Raw genomic sequence first — 21,443 nt, forward strand, 5'->3', positions numbered from 1 at the left:
CTCGGGACCCTTCTCCGATCGTGCCTGGTCAGGGGCGCGTATCCGGTCAGGACCCGGCCGAGCGGCCCTCCGGCGTTTCGTCGTCCCGGTAGACGCGCGGCACCCGTCCGCCGATCCGGGTGACGATCTCGTACGCGATCGTGTCCGCGGCCCGCGCCCAGTCCTCGGCGCTCGGCTCGCCCCGGTCCCCCGGGCCGAACAGCACGGCGTCGCTGCCCACCGCCGGCTCGTCCCCGTCGAGGTCGACGACGAACTGGTCCATGGCCACCCGGCCCGCGACCGTCCGCCGGACACCGCCGACCAGCACCGGGCCGCGGCCCGACGCGTGGCGCGGGATGCCGTCCGCGTATCCGAGCGGCACCAGGCCGAGCGTGGTCTCCGCGGTCGTCGTGTAGTGGTGCCCGTAGCTGATGCCGTGGCCGGCCGGGACCCGCTTGACCAGGGCGATGGACGCGGCGAGCGTCATCACGGGGCGCAGTCCGAAATCGGCCGGGGTGCCCAGCTCGGGGCTGGGCGAGATGCCGTACATGGCGATCCCGGTCCGCACCAGGTCGAAGTGCGACGCGGGGACCGTCAGCGTCGCCGGGGAGTTCGCGATGTGCCGCACCTCGGGCTCGACGCCGGCCTTCTCCGCGTACGCCACCATGTCGCGGAAGGTGTCCAGCTGGGCGGTGATCGAGGGGTGCCCCGGTTCGTCCGCGCAGGCGAAGTGGGACCAGAGACCGGTGACACGGACGGTGCCCGCCTGTTCGGCGGTCCGGGCGGCGGCGACCAGTTCGGCCCAGTCGGCGGGCTGGCAGCCGTTGCGGCCCAGGCCCGTGTCCGCCTTGAGCTGGACCCGGGCGGGCCGGCCCGCCTCCGCCGCCGCGGCGGTGACCTCGTCCAGCGCCCACATGCCGCTCACCGACACGTCGATGTCGGCCTCGATCGCCTCGCGCCAGGGCCCGCCCGGCGTCCAGAGCCAGCACATCACCCGGCCGCCGAGACCGGCCGCGCGCAGGGCGAGCGCCTCGTGCGGGGTGGCCGTGCCGAGCCAGGTGGCGCCCGCTTCGAGCGCGGCGCGGGCGCAGCGCTCCGCCCCGTGCCCGTAGGCGTCGGACTTGACCACGGCCATGAGTTGCGCACCGGCCGCCCGGGCACGCAGAACGCGCACGTTGGCGCGGAGTGCGGCGAGGTCGATCTCGGCACGGGCTCTCAAGGACGCTGTCTCGTTCATCGCGCCCAGTGTCTCACTGGCGCGCGGCAGGGCCTTCGGGCGTCGGCCGCGGCAGGGCGCGGCACGCGGGTGGACGCGCACGTCAGCGGCGGTGCAACCGGTGTTCCACATGGTCGACGAGGACCGGCACATGGCTGTGCGGGACGTCCTTGACGGCCGTGACCAGCGTCACCGGTCCGCCCGTGCGGACCAGCGCCGTCAGTTCGTCCACGGCCGCCGTGTGCACGGGGTCGGCGAGCTCGGCGCGGTAGCGGTCCACGAAGGCGTCGTACCGGTTCTCGGAACGGTCCTCGTGGTACCAGGAGCGCAGTTCGTCCGACGGGGTGAGGTCCTTGAGCCACTTGTCGATCGCGGCCCGGTCCTTCGAGACGCCGCGCGGCCACAGCCGGTCGACGAGGACGCGGGTGCCGTCGCCGTCCTCCTGGGGGTCGTACACCCTGCGTACGCGCAGGTCGCTGCTGCCGGTCACGGGCATTCCCCTCTCGCCGCTCCCAGCATCACTCAGGCCCGTACGTCGCGCCATGCCGCCGCGATGGCCTCCGCGACGTCCTGCGCGGCGACCGGTGAGCCGTCCGACGCGTGCCGGGCGGCGAGGCCGTGGAGATGCGCGCCGACGGAGGCGGCGTCGCGCGGGGCGAGGCCCGCGGCGAGCAGCGAACCGGTCAGCCCGGAGAGCACGTCGCCGCTGCCCGCCGTGGCCAGCCAGGAGGTGCCGGTCGGGTTCACCCGCACGGGCGTGCGCGGGGCGTCGGTGGCGATGAGGGTGGTCGACCCCTTGAGCAGAACCGTGGCGCGGAACCGGGAGGCGAGTTCGCGTACGGCGGCGAGCCGCCCCGCCTCGACCTCCTCGCGCGGTACGCCCAGCAGCGCCGCGGCCTCCCCGGCGTGCGGGGTCAGGACGGTGGGCGCGGTGCGGGCCCGTACGACGTCGGCGTCCAGCAGCCGCAGCCCGTCCGCGTCGACGAGCACGGGCACGTCCGTGGCCAGCACGTCGGAGACCGCCTCGACGGCGTCCGTGCCGTCGCCGAGCCCCGGACCGACCACCCAGGCCTGGACGCGTCCGGCCCTCGACGGCGGGCCCGCGTGGACCAGGGTCTCCGGATGCCGCGCGATCACCGCGTCGCCGCCCGGCCCGACGTAGCGCACGGCCCCCGCCCCGCCGCGCAGCGCCCCGGAGACGGCGAGCACCGCGGCCCCCGGGTAGCGGGCCGATCCGGCGACGATGCCGACGACGCCGCGCCGGTACTTGTCGCTCTCCGCGGCGGGCACGGGCAGCAGGGCCGCGACGTCCGCGTACTGGAGCGCCTCCAGGTCGGGCACCTCGGGGAGTTCGGCGCCGAGCCCGATGTCGACGAGGCGCAGGGCGCCGGCCCGTTCGGCGGCCGGGTCGACGAGCAGTCCCGGCTTGTACGCGCCGAAGGTGACGGTGGCGTCGGCGCGCACGGCGGCCCCCCGCACCTCACCGCTGTCGGCCTCGACACCGCTCGGCAGATCGACGGCGAGGACGGGCACCCCGTGGGCCGCGTAGTGCTCGACCACGGCGGCGGCGTCCGGCCGCAGTCCGCCGCGCCCGCCGATGCCGGTGATGCCGTCGACGACGAGGTCGATGTGGCCGCCCCAGTCCCGGTGCGGGGCCACCTCCCCCACGTCCATCACCCGTCCGCCGGCCGCGAGCAACGCCGCCGTCCCGCCCTCGTGGGCCCGGCCGGGTGACACCCGCACGGCGACGACGCCCGCGCCGCGCCGGGCCAGCCGGGCGCCCGCGTACAGCGCGTCGCCGCCGTTGTCGCCGCTGCCGACGAGGAGGACGACGCGGGAGCCGTAGACGCGGCCGCCGCGCCGCAGCAGGTCGGCGCAGGCGGCCGCGAGTCCGGCGGCGGCGCGCTGCATCAGCGCGCCTTCCGGGAGCCTTGCCATCAGGGCCTGTTCGGCGGCCCGTACGGTGGAGACGCTGTAGGCGGTACGCATGGGTCCAACGTACGCAAGGTTCCGTCCCTCTACCCCTCCGCGATCACCACCGCCGAGGCGACCCCGGCGTCATGACTGAGCGACACGTGCCACTGCCGCACGCCCAGCTCGGCCGCGCGCGCGGCGACGGTGCCCCGGACCCGCAGCCGGGGCTGCCCGCTCTCCTCCACGTACACCTCGGCGTCCGTCCACAGCAGCCCGGCGGGCGCGCCGAGCGCCTTGGCGAGGGCCTCCTTGGCGGCGAACCGGGCGGCCAGCGAGGCGATTCCGCGCCGCTCACCACCGGGCAGCAGCAACTCGCTCTCGATGAAGAGGCGTTGGGCGAGATTCGGCGTACGTTCCAGCGCCGCGTCGAACCGCTCGATCTCCGCCACATCGATCCCGACCCCGATGATCACGTACGCACCCTCACTGTTGGCTGATGACTCACTCCACGGTGACGGACTTCGCCAGGTTGCGCGGCTGGTCCACCTCGTTGCCGCGGGCCGTCGCCAGCTCGCAGGCGAAGACCTGCAACGGCACGGTGGCGACCAGCGGCTGAAGCAGCGTAGGCGTTGCGGGGATCCGGATGAGGTGGTCGGCGTACGGGACGACCTCCTCGTCGCCCTCCTCGGCGATGACGACGGTGAGTGCGCCGCGGGCCCGGATCTCCTGGATGTTCGACACGATCTTGCCGTGCAGCACGGAGCGCCCGGCCGGTGACGGCACCACGACGACGACGGGGAGACCGTCCTCGATGAGCGCGATCGGCCCGTGCTTGAGCTCGCCCGCGGCGAACCCCTCGGCGTGCATGTACGCGAGTTCCTTGAGCTTCAACGCGCCTTCCAGGGCGACGGGGTAGCCGACGTGCCGGCCGAGGAAGAGCACCGTGTCGTGCGCGGCCAGCGACCGGGCCAGCTCCCGGACCGGCTCCATCGTCTCCAGGACCCGGTCGACGGAGCCGGAGATCTCGGAGAGCTGACGGATGACGGTACGGATCTCGTCGCCCCACTTGGTCCCGCGGACCTGGCCCAGATACAGGGCCACGAGATAGCAGGCCACGAGCTGGGTCAGGAACGCCTTGGTCGAGGCGACGGCGACTTCGGGGCCGGCGTGCGTGTAGAGCACGGCGTCGGACTCGCGCGGGATGGTCGAGCCGTTGGTGTTGCAGATGGCGAGGACCTTCGCGCCCTGCTCACGGGCGTGGCGGAGCGCCATCAGGGTGTCCATCGTCTCGCCGGACTGCGAGATGGCGATGACGAGGGTGTGCGGGTCCAGGATCGGGTCGCGGTAGCGGAACTCGCTGGCGAGCTCGGTCTCGCACGGGATGCGGGTCCAGTGCTCGATGGCGTACTTGGCGATCATCCCCGCGTGGAAGGCCGTGCCGCAGGCGACGATGACCACCTTGTCGACCTCGCGCAGTTCGCCCCGCGTGATCCGCACCTCGTCGAGGTGGAGGGTGCCCTCCGGGTCGATCCGGCCGAGGAGGGTGTCGGTGACGGCCTTGGGCTGCTCGGCGATCTCCTTGAGCATGAAGGAGGCGTACCCGCCCTTCTCGGCGGCGGAGGCGTCCCAGTCCACGTGGTACTCACGCACCTCGGCGGGCTCCCCGTCGAACCCCGTGACCACGACGCCCTCCCGCCGCAGCTCGACCACCTGGTCCTGGCCGAGCTCGACCGCGGAACGGGTGTGGGCGATGAACGCGGCGACGTCGGAGGCGAGGAAGGCCTCGCCGTCGCCCACCCCGACGACGAGCGGCGAGTTCCGCCGGGCCCCGACCACCACGTCGGGCGCGTCCGCGAACACGGCGACGAGCGTGAAGGCTCCTTCGAGGCGCCGGCAGACCTGCCGCATCGCCTCCGCCGGGTCCGCGCTCTGCGAGTACGCCTCGGCGAGGAGGTGGGCGACGACCTCGGTGTCGGTCTCGGAGAGGAGGTCGTGGCCCCGCTTGCCGAGCTCGGCACGGAGTGCGGCGAAGTTCTCGATGATCCCGTTGTGGACGACGGCGACCCGTCCGGCGTTGTCGAGGTGCGGGTGGGCGTTGGTGTCGGTGGGCCCGCCGTGGGTGGCCCACCGGGTGTGCCCGATCCCGGCGCTCCCGGCCGGCAGCGGCTGCTCGACCAGCACCTTCTCCAGGTTGACGAGCTTCCCGGCCTTCTTGGCGGCGGCCAGCCCCCCGTCGGCCAGGATCGCGATCCCCGCGGAGTCGTACCCCCGGTACTCCAGCCGCTTGAGACCGGCGACGACGACGTCCTGCGCCGACTGCCCACCGACGTAACCCACGATTCCGCACATAGTGGTCCTTTCCTGGTCACCTGGCCCTGTTCTTCGCATAGTCGCAGAAGCAACGGTCTTTTCAAGCCCACAGACCGAGCGCCGACCCGGCCCGTCGGGCGATCGCGGACACGGGGCCGCCGAAGGCGGGACGCCGCCATCGCCCCGCGCCTACCCCGCGCGCACCGGCTCCGGCACCGGGACCTCCGCACCGTGCCGGGACCCCCGCTCCTCCTTCACGAGCACGAGCACCGCCACCCCCGCGACAACCCCCACCGCCCCGGCCACCACAGCCGCCGTGTTCAGCCCCGAGGCGAACGCCGCCCGCAGCGCGTGCTCCGGCGCCCCCGCCGCCCGCAGCCCCGACGCGCCGCCGCCCGCGAGCGCGTGGGACCGTTCCTCTCCCAGCGTCTCGCCGATCCGCGAGGTCAGCACCGTCCCGAGCACGGCCACCCCGAGGGCGTACCCGAGCTGGCGGAACGTGTTGACCGCGCCGCCCGCCATGCCCGCCCGCTCCGGCGGTACGGAGGCGAGCGCGGCGCCCGCGAGGGCCGGGGACACCAGACCCGTGCCGATACCGGCGACCACCAGCCCCGGCAGCAGCGCCGGCCATGAGGAGCCCGCGCCGAGGACCGCCTGGCCGAGCGTGCCGGCGCCGATCAGGGCGAGCCCGACGCCGATGGTCAGCCTCGGCCGCACCCCGTGCAGCAGCCGCCCGCCGAGGGCGGCGACGACGAACGCGGTCGCGGCCAGCGGCAGCAGCGCCAGGCCGCCCCGGACGGGGCTGAGCCCGAGCACGGTCTGGAGCCAGATCGAGGTGTACGGGAGAACGGCGAAGGCCGCCAGGTTGTACGCGAACGCCCCGGCCATCACCCCGGTGAACGCGGACTTCCGGAACAACGACAAGTCCAGCAGCGGGTGTTCGGCGCGCCGCTCGACGAGCACGAAGCAGAGCAGCGCGAGCGCGGCAACCCCGAACGCGGCGAGCGTGCGCCCCGACGTCCAGCCCAGGCCCCCCGCCCGTACGACGGCGTACGTCGCCGCCGCCGCGAACACCGCGAAGCTCGCGGTCCCCGCCCAGTCGATCCGCCGGCCCCGCGCGCCGCGCGACTCGGGCACGGTCCGGGCCGTCAGCCAGACCGCCACCACACTGACCGGAAGGTTCACGAAGAAGATCCAGCGCCACCCGGGGCCCTCGGTCAGCAGTCCGCCGGCCACCGGCCCGATCGCGGCGGCGCCCCCGCTCACCGCACCCCACAGCCCGAGCGCGACGGACCGGTCCCTGCCCTGGTAGACGGAGGCCAGCAACGGCAGCGTGGTCGCGAACATCGCGGCCGCGCCCACCCCCTGGACCCCGCGCGCGGCAACCAGCAGCGCGGGCGACGACGCGAGCCCGCATCCCAGTGAGGCGAGGGCGAAGAGCGCGACGCCCACCACATGGACCCGCCGCCGCCCGAGCAGGTCGGCGGCGGCCCCGATGCCGAGCAGCAGCGCGGCGAGCGCCAGCGCATACCCGTCGATGACCCATTGCAGATCGGAGAGCGACGCGTCCAGCGCCCGCGCCATGTCGGGCAGCGCCACGATGACGATCGTGACGTCGAGCAGCAGCATGAACGTCCCCAGACAGACCGCGGTGAGCGGCCCCCACTTGCGCATGTGTTTCTCCCTGTACGGCTGTTCGGCTTCGGCGTGGCCGGCGACCACTCCCGTACGATCGGAGAGGAGCGGCAGAAACCACCGGCTGGAGCCCTGCATTCGCCGGAATCCGACACCGAAGGGGCCATCAGCCATGGAATCCAACGCAGTGGGCGACTCCCTCGATCTGCGGATCCTGCACGCCCTGGAGCTGGACGCGCGCGCCTCGTTCAGCCGGATCGCCGCCGTGCTCGGCGTCTCCGACCAGACCGTGGCGCGGCGCTTCCGCAGGCTGCGGTCCCGGGCGGGGCTCCGGGTCGTCGGGGTCCGCTGCGCCGCCGCGGAGGACTCGCTCGACCACTGGCTGCTGCGCGTGCGCTGTGCGCCCGAAGGCGCGACGGCCATCGCCGAAGCCCTGGCCAAGCGCCCGGACACGGCGTGGATCGGCCTCACTTCGGGCGGTACGGAGGTGACGTGCACGGCCAACGTCCGCTCCCGCGACGACGCCGACGACCTGCTCCTCGGCAAGCTGCCGCGTACCCCGCACATCGTCGACATCCGGGCCCATCAGCTGATTCACCGCTTCTACGGCGGCCCGTCCGGCTGGCTCCACAAGAGCGGCGCGCTCTCCCCCGAGCAGGCGGCCGCCCTCGCCACCGCGCCACTTGCGGACCACCCCGGACCCGCTTTCATCACCGCCGAGGACGAACCGCTGGTCGCCGCGCTGGAGGCGGACGGCCGGGCCACCTACCCCGAACTCCAGAAGGCGACGGGCCGCTCCGAATCAGCGGTCAGGCGCCGCATGGCGCAGCTCGTGGCCTCGGGCGCGCTGTACGTGGACGTCGAGTTCGACTCCGACCCCTTCGGCTTCCGCCACCCGACCATGCTGTGCATCACCGCCGCACCCCGCGCCCTCCACACGGTGGGCGAGGCCCTCGCCACGCACCCGGAGGTCGCCTACGCGGCGGCGACCACCGGGCCGTCGAACCTGGTGGCGGTGGTGATCACCCGCGACTCGGGCCATCTGTACCGCTATCTGAGCGAGCGGCTGGGTGCGCTGGACGGGGTCGAGCACGTGGAATCGATGCCGTTCCTGCGGCGCGTGAAGCAGCTGACGTACCAGCCGTTCCGGGGGTAGCCGGAGGCGACGCCTCCGGGCAGGGCGGGTGCTCCGGGCCATCGGATCCGGCGCGCGGACCTTCTCCGGTATCGCCGCAAGTACCGGGAGCGGAGGGCGCGGCCCCGGTCGCGGTCAGCCGTCGCCCGCCGACGGGTACGGCCGCCGAGGAACTGGCCGCGCCCGGGGGTCCGCAGGACGTCATCGCCGCGTGGCGATGACGCCCTTCGGCACGAGGACGCGACCGGCAGGCCCTCGGCGGCCCGCTCCGGCCCCCTCAGCGGACCGGGCCGGCCCTCACCGGTCCTTGGCCAGGGCGACGAGCTCGGCGAACAGGCCCCCGGCGTGGATCAGGTCCTCGTACGTCCCCTCCTCGGTCACCCGCCCGTGCTCCATGACGATGATCCGGTCGGCCAGCCGCGTGTTCTCCAGCTGATGGGTCACGACGATCGTCATGCAGTCGGCGGCCAGCCGCTTGATCTCCAGGAAGATCTGGTGCTCCCCGCGCGCGTCCATCTGCGAGGTCGGCTCGTCCAGGATGAGCAGCGGGGTCCGCCGGTACAGCGCGCGTCCGCACGCGAGCCGCTGCCACTGCCCGCCGGAGAGTTCCGCCCCGCCGAACAGTTCACGGGCGAGCAGGGTGTCGAGCCGACGCGGCAGCTCCTCGATGGCCTCGCGCATGCCCACGGCGTCGACGGCCTTCCACACCGGTTCGTCGTCCCACGACTTGGGCTGGCCGAGCGTGATGTTCTCGCGGGCCCGCAGTGGCCAGGTGGCGAAGTTCTGCGGCACGAGCGCGGTCCGCTTCCAGACGGCTTCGGCGTCGGCCCGCGCCAGGTCCACGCCGTCCCACAGCACACGGCCCTTGTCGGCGAGGAGGAGGCCGGTGATGAGTTTGGTGAGCGTGGACTTGCCGGAGCCGTTCTCGCCGACCACGGCCAGGATCTCGCCCCGGCGCAGGCTCAGGGAGACGCCGTTCACGGCGGGCTGTTCCTTCCCCGGGTACCGGTAGACCACCTCGTCGAGCCGGATCTCGTCCACCTGCTCCGGAATCGTCAGCTCTCCGCGCTTCGGGGCGCGCGCGTCGGCCATGTCGAGGAACGCGCGCATGTCGGCGAGGTAGAGCGAGGTGTGGAACAGCGCGGCGCCCTGGATCACGAGTTGGGAGAGCGCGACGAGGGTGGTCTGGACGGCGAGGACGGCGGTCGCGGCGACCGGCAGCGGGACGGTGCCCGTGATGGCGAGCCAGGCGAGGAGGGCCCAGGTGCCCGTCAGGAAGACACCGCTGACAGCGCTGGTGGACACGTCGATGCGCAACTGGCGCGGTGCGGCGGCCAGCGTGCGCCGGTCGATGCGCTCGGACAGCGCCCGGTACCAGTACAGGAGATAGCCGGTCATGCCGTTGGCGCGGACCTCGTCGCCGTACCGGGCGGAGGTCGCCCACCAGCGCGTCATGCCGCGCACGTTGCGGTCGCCCACGTTGAGGTAGTGGGTCTCGTAGTCGACGCGGGCCCGGAGGACGGCGCCGATCCCGGCCGGGAGCACGGCGAGCAGCAGGGCGGGGAGCATGACCCAGTGCAGGACGGTGATGACGCCGCCCGCGGCGACCATGCGGACACCGGCGGCCATGAACCGCTGGGCGTCGCTGACCAGGGTGGTGGTGCGGGTGACGCCCACTTCGGCGGCCTCCTGCCGGTCCGCGAAGCCGTCCTCGCCGTACGCCGCCGCCTCGACCCGGCACACGGCGGCGACCAGCGCCACATCGGCCTCGGTCATCAGCAGCGGCGTGATGCGGCGTTCGGCGTACGAGGCGAACGCCATGCCGATGCGCCCCGCCCCCGCCGCGACGGTCACCACGACCAGGGCGGGCAGAGCGCCGTGCAGACGTTCGGAAACGGGATCTGCGGCAAACAGGTACGTCATCGCCCTCGCGGTGAAGGCAAGCGTGAGGGCGGCCGCGGCGCCGGTGAGGAGCTGGCAGAGAAGGAGAACGAGAACGGCGGTCCGGTCCACCGCCCAGGCACGTCGGACGGTGTGCTTCAGGACGGCGGGCAGTCGCCCGCACATGGTGCGGAAACCGGCTTCTGCCAGCGGGTTCTTGCCGTGCTTGCCCTGGAAGTCGAGTTCGGCCGGGGGTGGGGGTGGGGGTGTATCCGAGTGCGCGGTCAAGGCGTCAGTCACAGTCACCTGCGTCCCTCCTGGGACTCGGTGCCGCACCTGGATGGCTCGGCGGTGCACGGCCTAACGACGCCTGCGAGGATTCGAACGCGCTCGATTCCGGACGCGTACGGCCTCAGCAACGACAAGGGTTCGCGGGTCCCGCCCGTGCACCGGGGCAGCCGCGAAGCGTCGGGCTGTGGCCGAATCGCCGACGCTTGAAACGCCTGTGACGGATGGGTTTTCCGGCGCCCGTCACGCGACGAGGACCCGCCGCGCGGGTGTGCGCGGCGGGTCCTCGGGGCGTGCGGGAGCTGCGTACCGGCGGCCAGCCGGCCGATGTGTACGCGACGAAGCCGGCCCAGGCGTCCCCGGCCCGGGGAACCCTGCGGGCGCCTCTGATCATCTACGCCCGTACACGCCAAGCCGCAGGGGGCAGTCATGCGCAGCGAAGACGCGGGTACCGATCGCGGGAGCCGGGCCGGGGGCGGACCATGGGTGGCCGCCGGGGCCAATCTCGCCCTCGGGGTGTGCGCGATCCTCCCCGGCACGTTCATCCACTGGCTGGTGACGCACTACCTGCCGATGGACTGCACGAACGGCACCACCACCGGCGGACCGGGCTGCGACCGGGACACGTACGCCCTCGCCTCCTTCTACAAGGAGGCTGCCGCGGCAAGCGGCCTCGTCGTCCTGGCCCTGACAGTCGTGGTCGACGTCCTCATGCCGCGCCAGGAGCGCTGGTCGATGCGCGTCTGGCTCGGTATGACGGTGCTGATCCCCGTTCCCTTCTTCGCCGGTCTGGCGTTGGGCCGGTTCTGAACGGACGGCCGGACGGAAGCGTCGCCGACGACTTCGCTGCCGCCTCGGGGCACGGCCCGGGGGTGCCGTGTGAGGGTGAGTTTTCGGGGCACAGGAACTCGCTTTGCATGATCATGCGAGATGATGCATAATCTTCCTATGTCTAAGGTCCTCACCTCCCTGCCCACCGGCGAGCGCGTCGGCATCGCCTTCTCGGGCGGCCTCGACACCTCGGTCGCGGTCGCGTGGATGCGCGACAAGGGTGCCGTCCCGTGCACCTACACCGCCGACATCGGCCAGTACGACGAGCCCGACATCGCCTCCGTGCCCGGCCGCGCCAAGGCCTACGGCGCCGAGCTCGCGCGTCTGGTCGACTGCCGTGCGGCGCTCGTCGAGGAAGGGCTGGCCGCGCTCACCTGCGGCGCGTTCCACATCCGTTCGGGCGGGCGGGCGTACTTCAACACCACGCCGCTCGGCCGCGCCGTCACCGGCACGCTCCTGGTCCGGGCGATGCTTGAGGACAACGTACAGATCTGGGGCGACGGCTCCACGTACAAGGGCAACGACATCGAGCGGTTCTACCGCTACGGCCTCCTCGCCAACCCGCACCTGCGGATCTACAAGCCCTGGCTCGACGCGGACTTCGTGACGGAGCTCGGCGGCCGCAAGGAGATGTCGGAGTGGCTGGTCGCCCACGACCTGCCCTACCGCGACAGCACGGAGAAGGCGTACTCCACCGACGCCAACATCTGGGGCGCCACCCACGAGGCGAAGACCCTGGAGCACCTGAACACCGGTGTGGAGACCGTCGACCCGATCATGGGCGTGAAGTTCTGGGACCCGTCGGTCGAGATCGAGACCGAGGACGTCACGATCGGCTTCGACCAGGGCCGCCCGGTCACCATCAACGGCGAGAAGTTCGACACCGCCGTCGACCTGGTGATGAAGGCGAACACCATCGGTGGCCGCCACGGCATGGGCATGTCGGACCAGATCGAGAACCGGATCATCGAGGCCAAGAGCCGCGGCATCTACGAGGCCCCGGGCATGGCCCTGCTGCACGCCGCGTACGAGCGCCTGGTCAACGCGATCCACAACGAGGACACCCTCGCCCAGTACCACAACGAGGGCCGGCGCCTGGGCCGTCTGATGTACGAGGGCCGCTGGCTGGACCCGCAGGCGCTCATGGTCCGCGAGTCGATCCAGCGCTGGGTCGGCACCGCCGTCACCGGCGAGGTCACGCTGCGGCTGCGGCGCGGCGAGGACTACTCGATCCTCGACACCACGGGCCCGGCGTTCAGCTACCACCCGGACAAGCTGTCCATGGAGCGCACCGAGGACTCCGCGTTCGGCCCGGTCGACCGGATCGGCCAGCTCACGATGCGCAACCTCGACATCGCCGACTCCCGCTCCAAGCTGGAGCAGTACGCGGGCCTCGGCCTGATCGGCACCGCCAACCCGGCCATCGGCGCGGCCCAGGCCGCGGCGACCGGCCTGATCGGCTCCCTGCCCGAGGGCGGCGCCCAGGCCATCGCCTCCCGCGGCGAGGTCTCCGAGGCCGACGAGATGCTGGACCGCGCCGCGATGGAGTCCGGCACGGACTAGTACGACGCGAATGACGACATGAGAAGAGGCCGGTCCGGTGCCCTGTGCGCCGGACCGGCCTCTTCGCGTTGTGCCGCCACCCGCTAGCGCACGTCGATGTAGTCGCCGGACGACGTGGCGCTTCCCGTGGTGTCCCACCCGCCGAAGGTCCAGCGCCAGTAACCGTCGACGGACGCCTTGACGGTCGTCTTCAGCGCACCCGTGGAGCTCGACCGTACGGACTTCACGGTCGTGTAGACGGTGCTGCCCTTCTTGCAGAACTGCAGCCGGGCGAGCCCCGAGGCGACGCCGGTGTACTTGTGCTTCACCCAGTCGGCCCGCGTGAGGCTGCCGGTCACGGTGAGCGTCTTCCCCTTGGCCACCGGCTCCGGGGAGGCGTTGACCGTGGCCCTGGCCCAGCGCTTGATCTGGACGCGGCCGGACGTGGCCGTGTACTCCTCGGCCTTGAGCTGCCCGTTGCTCTTGAAGAGCCTTGCCGCGACGCCGATCTTCCAGGTCGTCGCGTCGTTGTTGGAGTCCAGCCGGTAGTACGGATCGATGCGCACGGTGCCCTCGCAGTCCGCGATCCGGGAGCTCTTCTCGTAACAGGTGTAGCCACCCGAGTAGAGACCGCCGCCGTACGCACCCTTTGCGGGGGTGGTGTCGTGGTACAGGAACGGATCCGCCGAGTACGCGAAGGGGTTGGCGGTGCTGTATCCCGACGGAAGGGTGATCCTGAACGAGAGGGACGGTTCCTGCACGTCCGACGTGCCCACGACCACGGACTTCCCGCCGTTCACGACGATCCGCGACACCGTGATCCCGGTATCGGCGGCCTGCGCCGTCGGCGCCGTGATCGGTACGAGGGCGAGGGCCCCCGCCAGCGTGATCACGGCGCCGGTTCTGCCTGCTGCTTTCATGCGCGCCTCATTGCTGCGTAAGGAAAGGTGACTCCGCCGGCCCGGACGTCGACGGCCGGTCGGCGGGGCGGCAGCGTACCAACGGCCCGGACGCGCGCCGCAGGCCGGGTGATCATTCGACTGCCCGCGGTACGGGGCGGGTTCAGGCCCCGGCCTGAAGCCGGAGGCCCGCCAGGGTCAGCTCCAGCGCGGCGAGGAACTGCTCCTTGTCGTCGTGGCCGTCGAACTCGTCGACGATCTCGTGCATGAACGGATACTCCTCGGCGTCGAGCCCACGCCACATCGTGGCGTAGCGGCCGAGGAACTCGTCCCGGTCCACCGCGCCGTCGAGTACCTCCTCGGGCGGCTCCTGCCCCAGGTCGGCGGCGCTGCCGACCACGACGCCCACGACGGCCGACACGGCGTGGAACCGCTGCTTCGGCGTGAGGTCGAGCCGGAGCGTCTGCTCCCCCAGCGCCTCGTAGAGCCGCAACGAGTTGCCCCGGTCCGCGATGTTGCGCATGAACTGCGTACCCAGCCACGGCCGGTCCACGATCGCGTCGAACAGCATGACGGCCATCACGCGCAGGTCATCGATCGCGTCGTCGCTCCTGACCTGGCCCCGGACAGCGGTCAGCACCCCGCCGAGCACATGGTCGATGGCGCGGTCGAGCAGCTCGTCCTTGCCCGAGACGTACCAGTAGATGGAGCCGACGCCGGTGCCGAGCCGGGCCGCGAGGGCGCGAAGCGTCAGCGCCTGCTCGCCCGCCTCGTCGAGCAGCGCCACGGCCGCGGTGAGGACGGCCTCGATCGAGTGCGAGGCACGTTGACGCCCCCGGGAAGGGCGGTCGGCGGGTCGTGGGCGCGGGCCTGTCATGCCATTCATCCAATCACAGCTTGCTTCATTATCGAACCGTGTTCTATGGTCGAACCACGTTCCATTGTCGAACGTTGTTCTATGTTCGGCAACCGTCCCGAGAGGAGGCCCGCCATGACCACGACCACGTCTTCCACCGAGCCCGCCGCATCGCGTACCTATCCGTCCCTGCGCGCCGCATGGATTCCCCTGGCCGCGCTCTGCCTGGCCTTCTTCGTCGAGATGGTGGACAACACCCTGCTCTCGATCGCGCTGCCCACGATCGGCCGGGACCTCGACAGCGGCACGACCTCGCTGCAGTGGGTCACCGGCGCCTACTCACTGACGTTCGGCGGTCTGCTGCTGACGGCAGGATCGATGGCGGACCGGCTCGGGCGCCGCCGTGTGCTGCTGGCCGGTCTGGCGGTGTTCGGCCTGCTGAGTCTGGCCGTCGTCGCGGTCAGCACCTCGGGGGAGCTCATCACCTTGCGGGCCGGCCTCGGCATAGCCGCGGCGGCGATGGCCCCCATCACCAACTCGCTGGTCTTCCGGCTGTTCGACGACAAGGCGCTGCGGATGCGCGCGATGACGCTGATGATCGTCGTCGGCATGTCCGGCTTCGTCCTCGGTCCGCTCCTCGGCGGCACCGCCCTGGCCCATGTCCGGTGGCAGTGGCTCCTGATCGTCAACGCCCCGATCGCCCTGATCGCGGCCATCGGCGTCCGGCTCGGCGTCCCGGCCGACCGGCCGCAGGACCTGACCCGCGACAAGCTCGATCTGCCGGGTGCCGCTCTGAGCGTCACCACCATCGGCCTCGCCTGCTACGCGCTGACCAGTGGCGTCGAGCACGGCTGGATCTCCACGGCCACGCTCGCCTCGGTTCTCGGCGCCCTCGCCGCAGGCATCGCGTTCGTGTGGCACGAGCGCCGCAGCGCCTCGCCCATGCTGGACCTGCGTATCTTCTCCAACGGCACCGTCCGCGGCGCCGCCATCGCGCAGATCGGCACCGCCATCGCGATGGCCGCCGTGATGTTCGGGCTGATCCTCCACTTCCAGTACGCCTACGGGTGGAGCCCCGTACGGGCCGGCCTGGCGAACCTGCCGCTCATCGTGACCATGATCCTCGCGACCCCGCTCTCCGAGTGGCTGGCGAAGAGGTTCGGCCACCGCATCGCCTGCCTGGTCGGCGCGGTCTGTCTGGCCGGCGCGCTGGCCGGCCTGGCCTGGGGCGTCGACCACGGGTACGGCGTCATCGCGGCCTGCATGGTCCTGATGACCGTCGGCCTGCGCACCGTCATGACGATCTGCGCCATCGCGCTCGTCGACGCGATGCCCGGCAACCGCACCTCGATGGGCACCGCGCTCAACGACACCGCCCAGGAGGTCGGAAGCAGCGTCGGCACCGCCGTGGTCGGCACGCTGATCGCCGCGCTGGTCACCACACAGCTGCCCGCGGGCACCTGGAGCGACAGCCTGGTGGCGTCGTTCTTCCACGGCGAGCGGATCACCTACGCCGTGCTGGCGGTCGTCGTCGGCCTGGTCACGGCGGGCGGCGCGCTCACCCTCACCGACTCCCACGCCACCGAGGAGCACGCCTAGGACGTACGGGCACCCGGTGGGCCCGGTCCGCCACGTGACCGAGCCCACCCCTCGCCCCGTTCGAACTCCCGTCGAACTCCCGCAACAATGAACCTGTGATCACCTCGCCGACACGGAGCACGAACCGACGCGCCGAGCCCGCCGCGACGCCGTACGTCGACCTCTCCCGGGCGGAGTGGAGCGCGCTGCGCGACAAGACGCCGCTGCCGCTGACCGCCGACGAGGTGGAGCGGCTGCGCGGGCTCGGAGACGTCATCGACCTCGACGAGGTACGGGACGTCTACCTGCCGCTCTCCCGTCTCCTGAACCTGTACGTCCAGGCCACCTCCGGCCTGCGCGGCGCGCTGAACACCTTCCTCGGGGACGCGGGCAACGGGCACGGGGAACAGCGCGGGACGCCGTTCGTCATAGGGGTCGCGGGCAGCGTCGCGGTGGGCAAGTCCACCAGCGCCCGTATCCTCCAGGCGCTGCTGGCCCGCTGGCCGGAGCACCCGCGGGTGGAGCTGGTGACCACGGACGGGTTCCTGCTGCCGATGAAGGAGCTGCACGCCCGCGGCCTGATGTCGCGCAAGGGCTTCCCGGAGTCGTACGACCGGCGCGCCCTGACCCGTTTCGTCGCCGACATCAAGGCGGGCAAGGACGAGGTGACTGCCCCCGTCTACTCGCACCTGATCTACGACATCGTGCCGGGCGAGCGGCTCACCGTACGGCGCCCGGACATCCTCATCGTCGAGGGACTGAACGTGCTGCAGCCCGCCCTGCCGGGCAAGGACGGCCGGACCAGGGTCGGGCTCGCGGACTACTTCGACTTCAGCGTGTATGTGGACGCGCGGCCCGAGGACATCGAGACCTGGTACCTCAACCGCTTCCGCAAGCTGCGCGCCACGGCGTTCCAGGACCCGTCCTCGTACTTCCGCAAGTACACGCAGGTCTCCGAGGCCGAGGCGATGGAGTACGCGGCGACGATGTGGCGGACCATCAACAAGCCCAATCTGGTGGAGAACGTGGCGCCGACCCGCGGCCGTGCCACGCTGGTGCTGCGCAAGGGCCCCGACCACAAGGTCCAGCGCCTGTCCCTGCGCAAGCTCTGACTCCGGAAAGGGTGCACCGTGCTGCATCTGCGTCTGATCGTCCCGGCCGACCGGACGGGCGAGGTGACGGACCTGCTGGAGGCGACCGTCGGGACCGCCCACCTCGCGGTGCTGCCGGGGGTCGCGCGCGACCCGGTCGGTGACGTGGTGCTGTGCGACGTGGCGCGCGAGGCGGGCGACGAGCTGATCGGGGCCCTGCGGGAGCTCGGGGTCGCCGAGTACGGGGCGATCACCGTCGAGAAGATGGACCTGACGCTCTCCGCCCGCGCCGACCGGGCCGAGGAGGAGGCGCCGGGCGAGGGCGCGGACGCGGTGCTGTGGGAGGAGCTGACGGACGTCACCCACGAGGAGTCGACGTTCAGCATCACCTACGTGGCGTTCCTCGCCGTCGCCACGATGCTCGCCGCCTGCGGTGTGATGCTCGACAACGCGATCCTGATCGTGGGCGCGATGGCGGTGGGCCCGGAGTTCGGGCCGCTCGCCGGGATCTCCACGGCGCTGGTGCAGCGCGCCCCGCGCCTGGTGTGGCGGTCGCTGTGGGCCCTGGTCGGCGGTTTCGCCGCGGCCATGGTGCTGACGGCCGGCTTCGCCTGGCTGCTGGACGCCCTCGGCCTGTTCAACGAGTCGATGATCGAGGCACCCCGGCCGAACACGGCGTTCGTCTGGCAGCCGGACTGGATGTCCTTCGTGGTGGCCCTCCTCGCGGGCGTCGCCGGGACGCTCTCGCTCACCTCGGCGAAGTCCGGCGCCCTCATCGGCGTCGCGATCTCGGTGACGACGGTGCCTGCCGCCGCCAACGCGGCGGTGGCGTTCAGCTACAACGACTTCGACCAGATGACGGGCTCCATCCAGCAGCTGCTGGCGAACCTCGGCGGGATCGTCCTGGCGGGAACCCTGACGCTGCTGGCGCAGAAGGCCCTGTGGATGGCGGCCCTGCGCTGGTATGCGGCCCACCCGAAGCCGCCTGCGGCGGCCGACGCGTAGGACAGGACGGCCCGCGGGCGAGGGCCCGGCAGCGCCGCGCCCTCCGGCACCGTGGCACATCGCCGAGATGGACGACGCGGACGAGCCGGTCCGCCCTCGCGGCCGGCCCGGCCCGCGTCCTCGACGCGCTGGGGTGCGGCCGGCTGCCGCGGAGCGCGGGAAGGACCCGGCCTCACGGCCGGGTCCTTCCGGGAGTCACGGGCGGCTCAGCCCAGCGCGGACTTCACCACGTCGGCCAGCCGTCCGGCCACCGCGCGCGCCTGCTCGATGTCGGCCGCCTCGACCATGACCCGTACCAGCGGTTCCGTACCCGACTGGCGCAGCAGCACGCGGCCGGTGGCGCCCAGCTCGCGTTCGGCCTCGGAGACGGCCGTGGCCAGCTCCGGGGAGGTGGACACGCGGGACTTGTCGACGTCCGGGACGTTGACGAGGACCTGCGGCAGGCGCTCCATCACTCCGGCGAGCTCGGCGAGCGAACGGCCGGTGGCGGCGACGCGGGCCGCCAGCATCAGGCCGGTCAGCGTGCCGTCGCCGGTCGTGGCGTGGTCCAGGACGATGACGTGGCCGGACTGCTCGCCGCCCAGGGCGTAGCCCTCGGCCTTCATCGACTCCAGGACGTAGCGGTCGCCGACGGCGGTCTGGACGAGCTGGATGCCCTCGCGCTCCATGGCGATCTTGAAGCCGAGGTTGGACATCACGGTGCCGACCACGGTGTCCTTGCGCAGCTGACCGGCCTCGCGCATGGCGAGGGCCAGTACGGCCAGGATCTGGTCGCCGTCGATCTCCTCGCCCGCGCCGTCCACCGCCAGGCAGCGGTCGGCGTCACCGTCGTGCGCGATGCCGAGGTCGGCCCCGTGCTCGACGACGGCGGCGCGCAGCAGCGACAGGTGCGTGGAGCCGCAGCCGTCGTTGATGTTCAGCCCGTCCGGCTCGGCGCCGATCGTGACGACCTCGGCACCGGCCCGTGCGAACGCCTCGGGCGAGACGCGGGCGGCGGCGCCGTGCGCCTCGTCCAGGACGACCTTCAGGCCGTCGAGGCGGTTGGGGAGCACCCCGATGAGGTGGGCGACGTACCGGTCGAAGCCCTCCGCGTAGTCGCTGACGCGGCCGACTCCGGCGCCGGTGGGACGGGCCCACGGCTCACCGGTGCGGTGCTGCTCGTAGACCGTCTCGATGCGGTCCTCCAGCTCGTCGGCGAGCTTGTGGCCGCCGCGGGCGAAGAACTTGACACCGTTGTCCGGCATGGCGTTGTGGCTGGCCGAGAGCATCACGCCGATGTCCGCGCCCAGAGCGCCGGTGAGATAGGCCACGGCCGGGGTCGGCAGCACGCCGACGCGCAGGACGTCGACGCCCGCGCTGGCCAGCCCGGCCACCACGGCGGCCTCCAGGAACTCCCCGGAGGCACGTGGGTCGCGGCCGACCACCGCCGTCGGCCGATGGCCCTCGAAGGTGCCTGCCTCGGCCAGTACGTGTGCCGCCGCGACCGAGAGACCGAGCGCGAGCTCGGCCGTCAGGTCCGCATTGGCGACACCGCGCACGCCGTCCGTGCCGAAGAGTCGTCCCACTGGTGTCCTCCGAAGGTGCTCCGAAACGCAAAAAAATCAGACTAAGTAAGCAACCAGCACATCAAGCCTATGAACGCCTTATGCCGTTATATGCCCGAGGCTGTCAATAAACGAACGCCCCGGCAGCACGAAGAGTGCCGCCGGGGCGAACGTGTAACGCGGTTGAGCAGGCGGTTTAGCGCTTGCTGTACTGCGGGGCCTTACGGGCCTTCTTGAGACCGGCCTTCTTGCGCTCGACCGCACGGTCGTCGCGGGAGAGGAAGCCGGCCTTCTTCAGCGTGGCGCGGTTGTTGTCCACGTCCGCCTCGTTCAGCGAGCGGGCCACACCGAGGCGCAGGGCACCGGCCTGACCGGAGACACCGCCACCCGAGATGCGGGCCACGACGTCGTAGCGACCGTCGAGCTCGAGAACCTTGAAGGGCTCGTTGACTTCCTGCTGGTGCACCTTGTTGGGGAAGTAGTCCTCAAGGGTGCGACCGTTGATCTTCCACTTGCCGGTGCCCGGGATGATCCGGACGCGGGCGATGGCGTTCTTGCGACGGCCAAGGCCGGCCGCGGGCTGCGGGTCGCCGAAGCGGCCCGCGAGCGACTCGGAGGTGTACTCACCCTCGACGGGGACCTCGGACTCGAAGGTGGTCACCTCGGCGAAGGTCTCCTCGCCCTCGGTGCCCTCGATGGGGGTCTCAACAGTGGTCTCGGCCACGATGCTCCTCAGATCTTTCTTTACGTCTTTGGGGGGAGGCCGGAACTACTGCGCGACCTGGGTGATCTCGAACGGGACCGGCTGCTGCGCAGCGTGCGGGTGCTGGTCGCCCGCGTAGACCTTCAGCTTCGAGATCATCTGGCGGCCCAGGGTGTTCTTGGGGATCATGCCCTTGATGGCCTTCTCTACGGCCTTCTCGGGGTTCTTCGCGAGCAGCTCGTCGTAACGAACCGAGCGGAGACCACCCGGGAAACCGGAGTGGCGGTACGCCATCTTCTGGGTCTTCTTGTTGCCGGACAGGTGAACCTTGTCGGCGTTGATGATGATGACGAAGTCGCCCATGTCCATGTGGGGGGCGTAGATCGCCTTGTGCTTGCCTCGGAGGAGGTTCGCAGCCGTGGTGGCCAGACGGCCGAGGACGATGTCCTCGGCGTCAATGATGTGCCACTGGCGAGTGACATCGCCGGGCTTGGGGCTGTACGTACGCACTTCGTAGCCTTCGCTTCTTCAGTGGATGGGGTCCAGACACACGGCACCTCTGAAGCGATCATGCAGCTGGGGCTCACAATGCCGGAGACGCTGCCCGTATGCGAACCACTGGTAACTGCTCCAGGGAACCTACGTAAGGCCCTTCGCGTGAGAACGACGAAGCCAATACGTATAACAAACCACGACAGTACCCGCCCGGCCCCGGACGGGTCAAAACGGGGCCCTTGGGCGGGCGGCGACGGGGGTCCGGACCTTGCCCCGGTCCGGGAGTGCGGGTTCCGTCCTCAATCGCCGGACGGGCTTGAATTGCGCCCGGGTACGTGATTGCCCCGGGTCGTACGCCAGCCCCTGCGGGGACTCCCCGGACCCCCACCACAGGCATGGGCGCACCCCCAGCCCCGCGGAGCGACCCGCACCACATCAAGCCCGTCCGGCGCTTGAGGACGGAACCCCGCACCCCGGACCGGGGGCAGGACCGAGGAACCCCGCCGCCCGCCCAAGGGCCCCGCACCTCGGACCGGCCCAA

The 21,443-nt window shown here is 71.8% G+C and carries 18 protein-coding genes; 6 read left to right on the forward strand and 12 right to left on the reverse strand.

What is annotated here, in order from left to right:
- Positions 1 to 46: 46 nt before the first annotated feature.
- The 6 genes from alr to ACIQMX_RS03805 all read right to left on the reverse strand — a co-directional run bounded on the left by alr (position 47) and on the right by ACIQMX_RS03805 (position 7,093).
- Positions 47 to 1,216, reverse strand: coding sequence for an alanine racemase (gene alr, locus ACIQMX_RS03780; RefSeq protein ID WP_363067045.1), 1,170 nt, complete (start codon positions 1,214 to 1,216; stop codon positions 47 to 49).
- 82 nt (positions 1,217 to 1,298) lie between these two features.
- Positions 1,299 to 1,685 (reverse strand): DUF488 family protein, encoded by a 387-nt coding sequence (locus ACIQMX_RS03785; protein ID WP_363067044.1) that lies wholly within the window; start codon positions 1,683 to 1,685, stop codon positions 1,299 to 1,301.
- Positions 1,686 to 1,717: 32 nt separating this feature from the next.
- On the reverse strand, positions 1,718 to 3,184 hold the full coding sequence (locus ACIQMX_RS03790; protein WP_402474728.1) for an NAD(P)H-hydrate dehydratase: 1,467 nt from the start codon (positions 3,182 to 3,184) through the stop codon (positions 1,718 to 1,720).
- A gap of 29 nt (positions 3,185 to 3,213) precedes the next feature.
- Positions 3,214 to 3,582: a holo-ACP synthase gene (locus tag ACIQMX_RS03795; protein WP_219572931.1), complete on the reverse strand. Its 369-nt coding sequence runs from the start codon at positions 3,580 to 3,582 to the stop codon at positions 3,214 to 3,216.
- Between the two features lie 28 nt (positions 3,583 to 3,610).
- Positions 3,611 to 5,458 (reverse strand): glutamine--fructose-6-phosphate transaminase (isomerizing), encoded by a 1,848-nt coding sequence (gene glmS, locus ACIQMX_RS03800; RefSeq protein ID WP_402474731.1) that lies wholly within the window; start codon positions 5,456 to 5,458, stop codon positions 3,611 to 3,613.
- Positions 5,459 to 5,608: 150 nt separating this feature from the next.
- Complete coding sequence (locus tag ACIQMX_RS03805) at positions 5,609 to 7,093, reverse strand: MFS transporter (RefSeq protein ID WP_402474733.1); 1,485 nt, start codon at positions 7,091 to 7,093, stop codon at positions 5,609 to 5,611.
- A gap of 133 nt (positions 7,094 to 7,226) precedes the next feature.
- Between ACIQMX_RS03805 and ACIQMX_RS03810 the strand changes: the two genes are divergently transcribed.
- A complete protein-coding gene (locus ACIQMX_RS03810) occupies positions 7,227 to 8,210 on the forward strand; it encodes an AsnC family transcriptional regulator (protein WP_363067040.1) in 984 nt (327 codons plus the stop codon).
- 276 nt (positions 8,211 to 8,486) lie between these two features.
- Here the strand turns inward: ACIQMX_RS03810 and ACIQMX_RS03815 are convergent, their stop codons facing one another.
- Positions 8,487 to 10,370 carry an ABC transporter ATP-binding protein gene (locus ACIQMX_RS03815; RefSeq protein ID WP_402475585.1) on the reverse strand — a complete coding sequence of 628 codons (1,884 nt, stop codon included), beginning with the start codon at positions 10,368 to 10,370 and terminating at the stop codon, positions 8,487 to 8,489.
- Between the two features lie 417 nt (positions 10,371 to 10,787).
- Here ACIQMX_RS03815 and ACIQMX_RS03820 point away from each other — a divergent pair, with 417 nt between their 5' ends.
- Both ACIQMX_RS03820 and argG read left to right on the forward strand, forming a co-directional pair.
- Positions 10,788 to 11,168, forward strand: a complete 381-nt coding sequence (locus tag ACIQMX_RS03820) for a hypothetical protein (protein ID WP_402474737.1) — start codon at positions 10,788 to 10,790, stop codon at positions 11,166 to 11,168.
- A 138-nt stretch (positions 11,169 to 11,306) separates the two neighbouring features.
- Positions 11,307 to 12,752, forward strand: a complete 1,446-nt coding sequence (gene argG, locus ACIQMX_RS03825) for an argininosuccinate synthase (protein WP_363067037.1) — start codon at positions 11,307 to 11,309, stop codon at positions 12,750 to 12,752.
- Between the two features lie 83 nt (positions 12,753 to 12,835).
- Here argG and ACIQMX_RS03830 read toward each other — a convergent pair whose 3' ends face one another.
- On the reverse strand, positions 12,836 to 13,651 hold the full coding sequence (locus ACIQMX_RS03830) for a hypothetical protein (RefSeq protein WP_363067036.1): 816 nt from the start codon (positions 13,649 to 13,651) through the stop codon (positions 12,836 to 12,838).
- Positions 13,652 to 13,793: 142 nt separating this feature from the next.
- Positions 13,794 to 14,441, reverse strand: a complete 648-nt coding sequence (locus ACIQMX_RS03835; RefSeq protein WP_402475587.1) for a TetR/AcrR family transcriptional regulator — start codon at positions 14,439 to 14,441, stop codon at positions 13,794 to 13,796.
- 180 nt (positions 14,442 to 14,621) lie between these two features.
- Here ACIQMX_RS03835 and ACIQMX_RS03840 point away from each other — a divergent pair, with 180 nt between their 5' ends.
- From ACIQMX_RS03840 to ACIQMX_RS03850, 3 genes are all read left to right on the forward strand, one after another.
- The gene (locus ACIQMX_RS03840; RefSeq protein WP_363067035.1) at positions 14,622 to 16,085 is read left to right on the forward strand and encodes an MFS transporter; all 1,464 of its coding nucleotides are present in this window, start codon (positions 14,622 to 14,624) and stop codon (positions 16,083 to 16,085) included.
- 95 nt (positions 16,086 to 16,180) lie between these two features.
- A complete protein-coding gene (gene coaA / locus ACIQMX_RS03845; protein ID WP_219573703.1) occupies positions 16,181 to 17,176 on the forward strand; it encodes a type I pantothenate kinase in 996 nt (331 codons plus the stop codon).
- An 18-nt stretch (positions 17,177 to 17,194) separates the two neighbouring features.
- Entirely contained in the window at positions 17,195 to 18,160 is a 966-nt protein-coding gene (locus ACIQMX_RS03850; protein ID WP_363067034.1) for a DUF389 domain-containing protein, read from the forward strand.
- A 206-nt stretch (positions 18,161 to 18,366) separates the two neighbouring features.
- Here ACIQMX_RS03850 and glmM read toward each other — a convergent pair whose 3' ends face one another.
- The 3 genes from glmM to rplM form a co-directional block, all read right to left on the reverse strand.
- A complete protein-coding gene (gene glmM / locus ACIQMX_RS03855) occupies positions 18,367 to 19,725 on the reverse strand; it encodes a phosphoglucosamine mutase (protein ID WP_363067033.1) in 1,359 nt (452 codons plus the stop codon).
- 175 nt (positions 19,726 to 19,900) lie between these two features.
- On the reverse strand, positions 19,901 to 20,428 hold the full coding sequence (rpsI, locus tag ACIQMX_RS03860; RefSeq protein WP_363067032.1) for a 30S ribosomal protein S9: 528 nt from the start codon (positions 20,426 to 20,428) through the stop codon (positions 19,901 to 19,903).
- Positions 20,429 to 20,473: 45 nt separating this feature from the next.
- Positions 20,474 to 20,917, reverse strand: coding sequence for a 50S ribosomal protein L13 (gene rplM / locus ACIQMX_RS03865; protein ID WP_136328420.1), 444 nt, complete (start codon positions 20,915 to 20,917; stop codon positions 20,474 to 20,476).
- Positions 20,918 to 21,443 lie beyond the last annotated feature (526 nt).

The organism is Streptomyces sp. NPDC091416, from assembly GCF_044756845.1.
Taxonomy (GTDB): domain Bacteria; phylum Actinomycetota; class Actinomycetes; order Streptomycetales; family Streptomycetaceae; genus Streptomyces.

Coding starts and splice junctions, on each gene's coding strand:
- ACIQMX_RS03790 (WP_402474728.1), bottom strand. CDS start 3,184: ATGCGTACCGCCTACAGCGTCTCCACCGTACGGGCCGCCGAACAGGCC.
- ACIQMX_RS03810 (WP_363067040.1), top strand. CDS start 7,227: ATGGAATCCAACGCAGTGGGCGACTCCCTCGATCTGCGGATCCTGCAC.
- ACIQMX_RS03820 (WP_402474737.1), top strand. CDS start 10,788: ATGCGCAGCGAAGACGCGGGTACCGATCGCGGGAGCCGGGCCGGGGGC.
- ACIQMX_RS03830 (WP_363067036.1), bottom strand. CDS start 13,651: ATGAAAGCAGCAGGCAGAACCGGCGCCGTGATCACGCTGGCGGGGGCC.
- argG (WP_363067037.1), top strand. CDS start 11,307: ATGTCTAAGGTCCTCACCTCCCTGCCCACCGGCGAGCGCGTCGGCATC.
- ACIQMX_RS03805 (WP_402474733.1), bottom strand. CDS start 7,093: ATGCGCAAGTGGGGGCCGCTCACCGCGGTCTGTCTGGGGACGTTCATG.
- alr (WP_363067045.1), bottom strand. CDS start 1,216: ATGAACGAGACAGCGTCCTTGAGAGCCCGTGCCGAGATCGACCTCGCC.
- glmS (WP_402474731.1), bottom strand. CDS start 5,458: ATGTGCGGAATCGTGGGTTACGTCGGTGGGCAGTCGGCGCAGGACGTC.
- ACIQMX_RS03840 (WP_363067035.1), top strand. CDS start 14,622: ATGACCACGACCACGTCTTCCACCGAGCCCGCCGCATCGCGTACCTAT.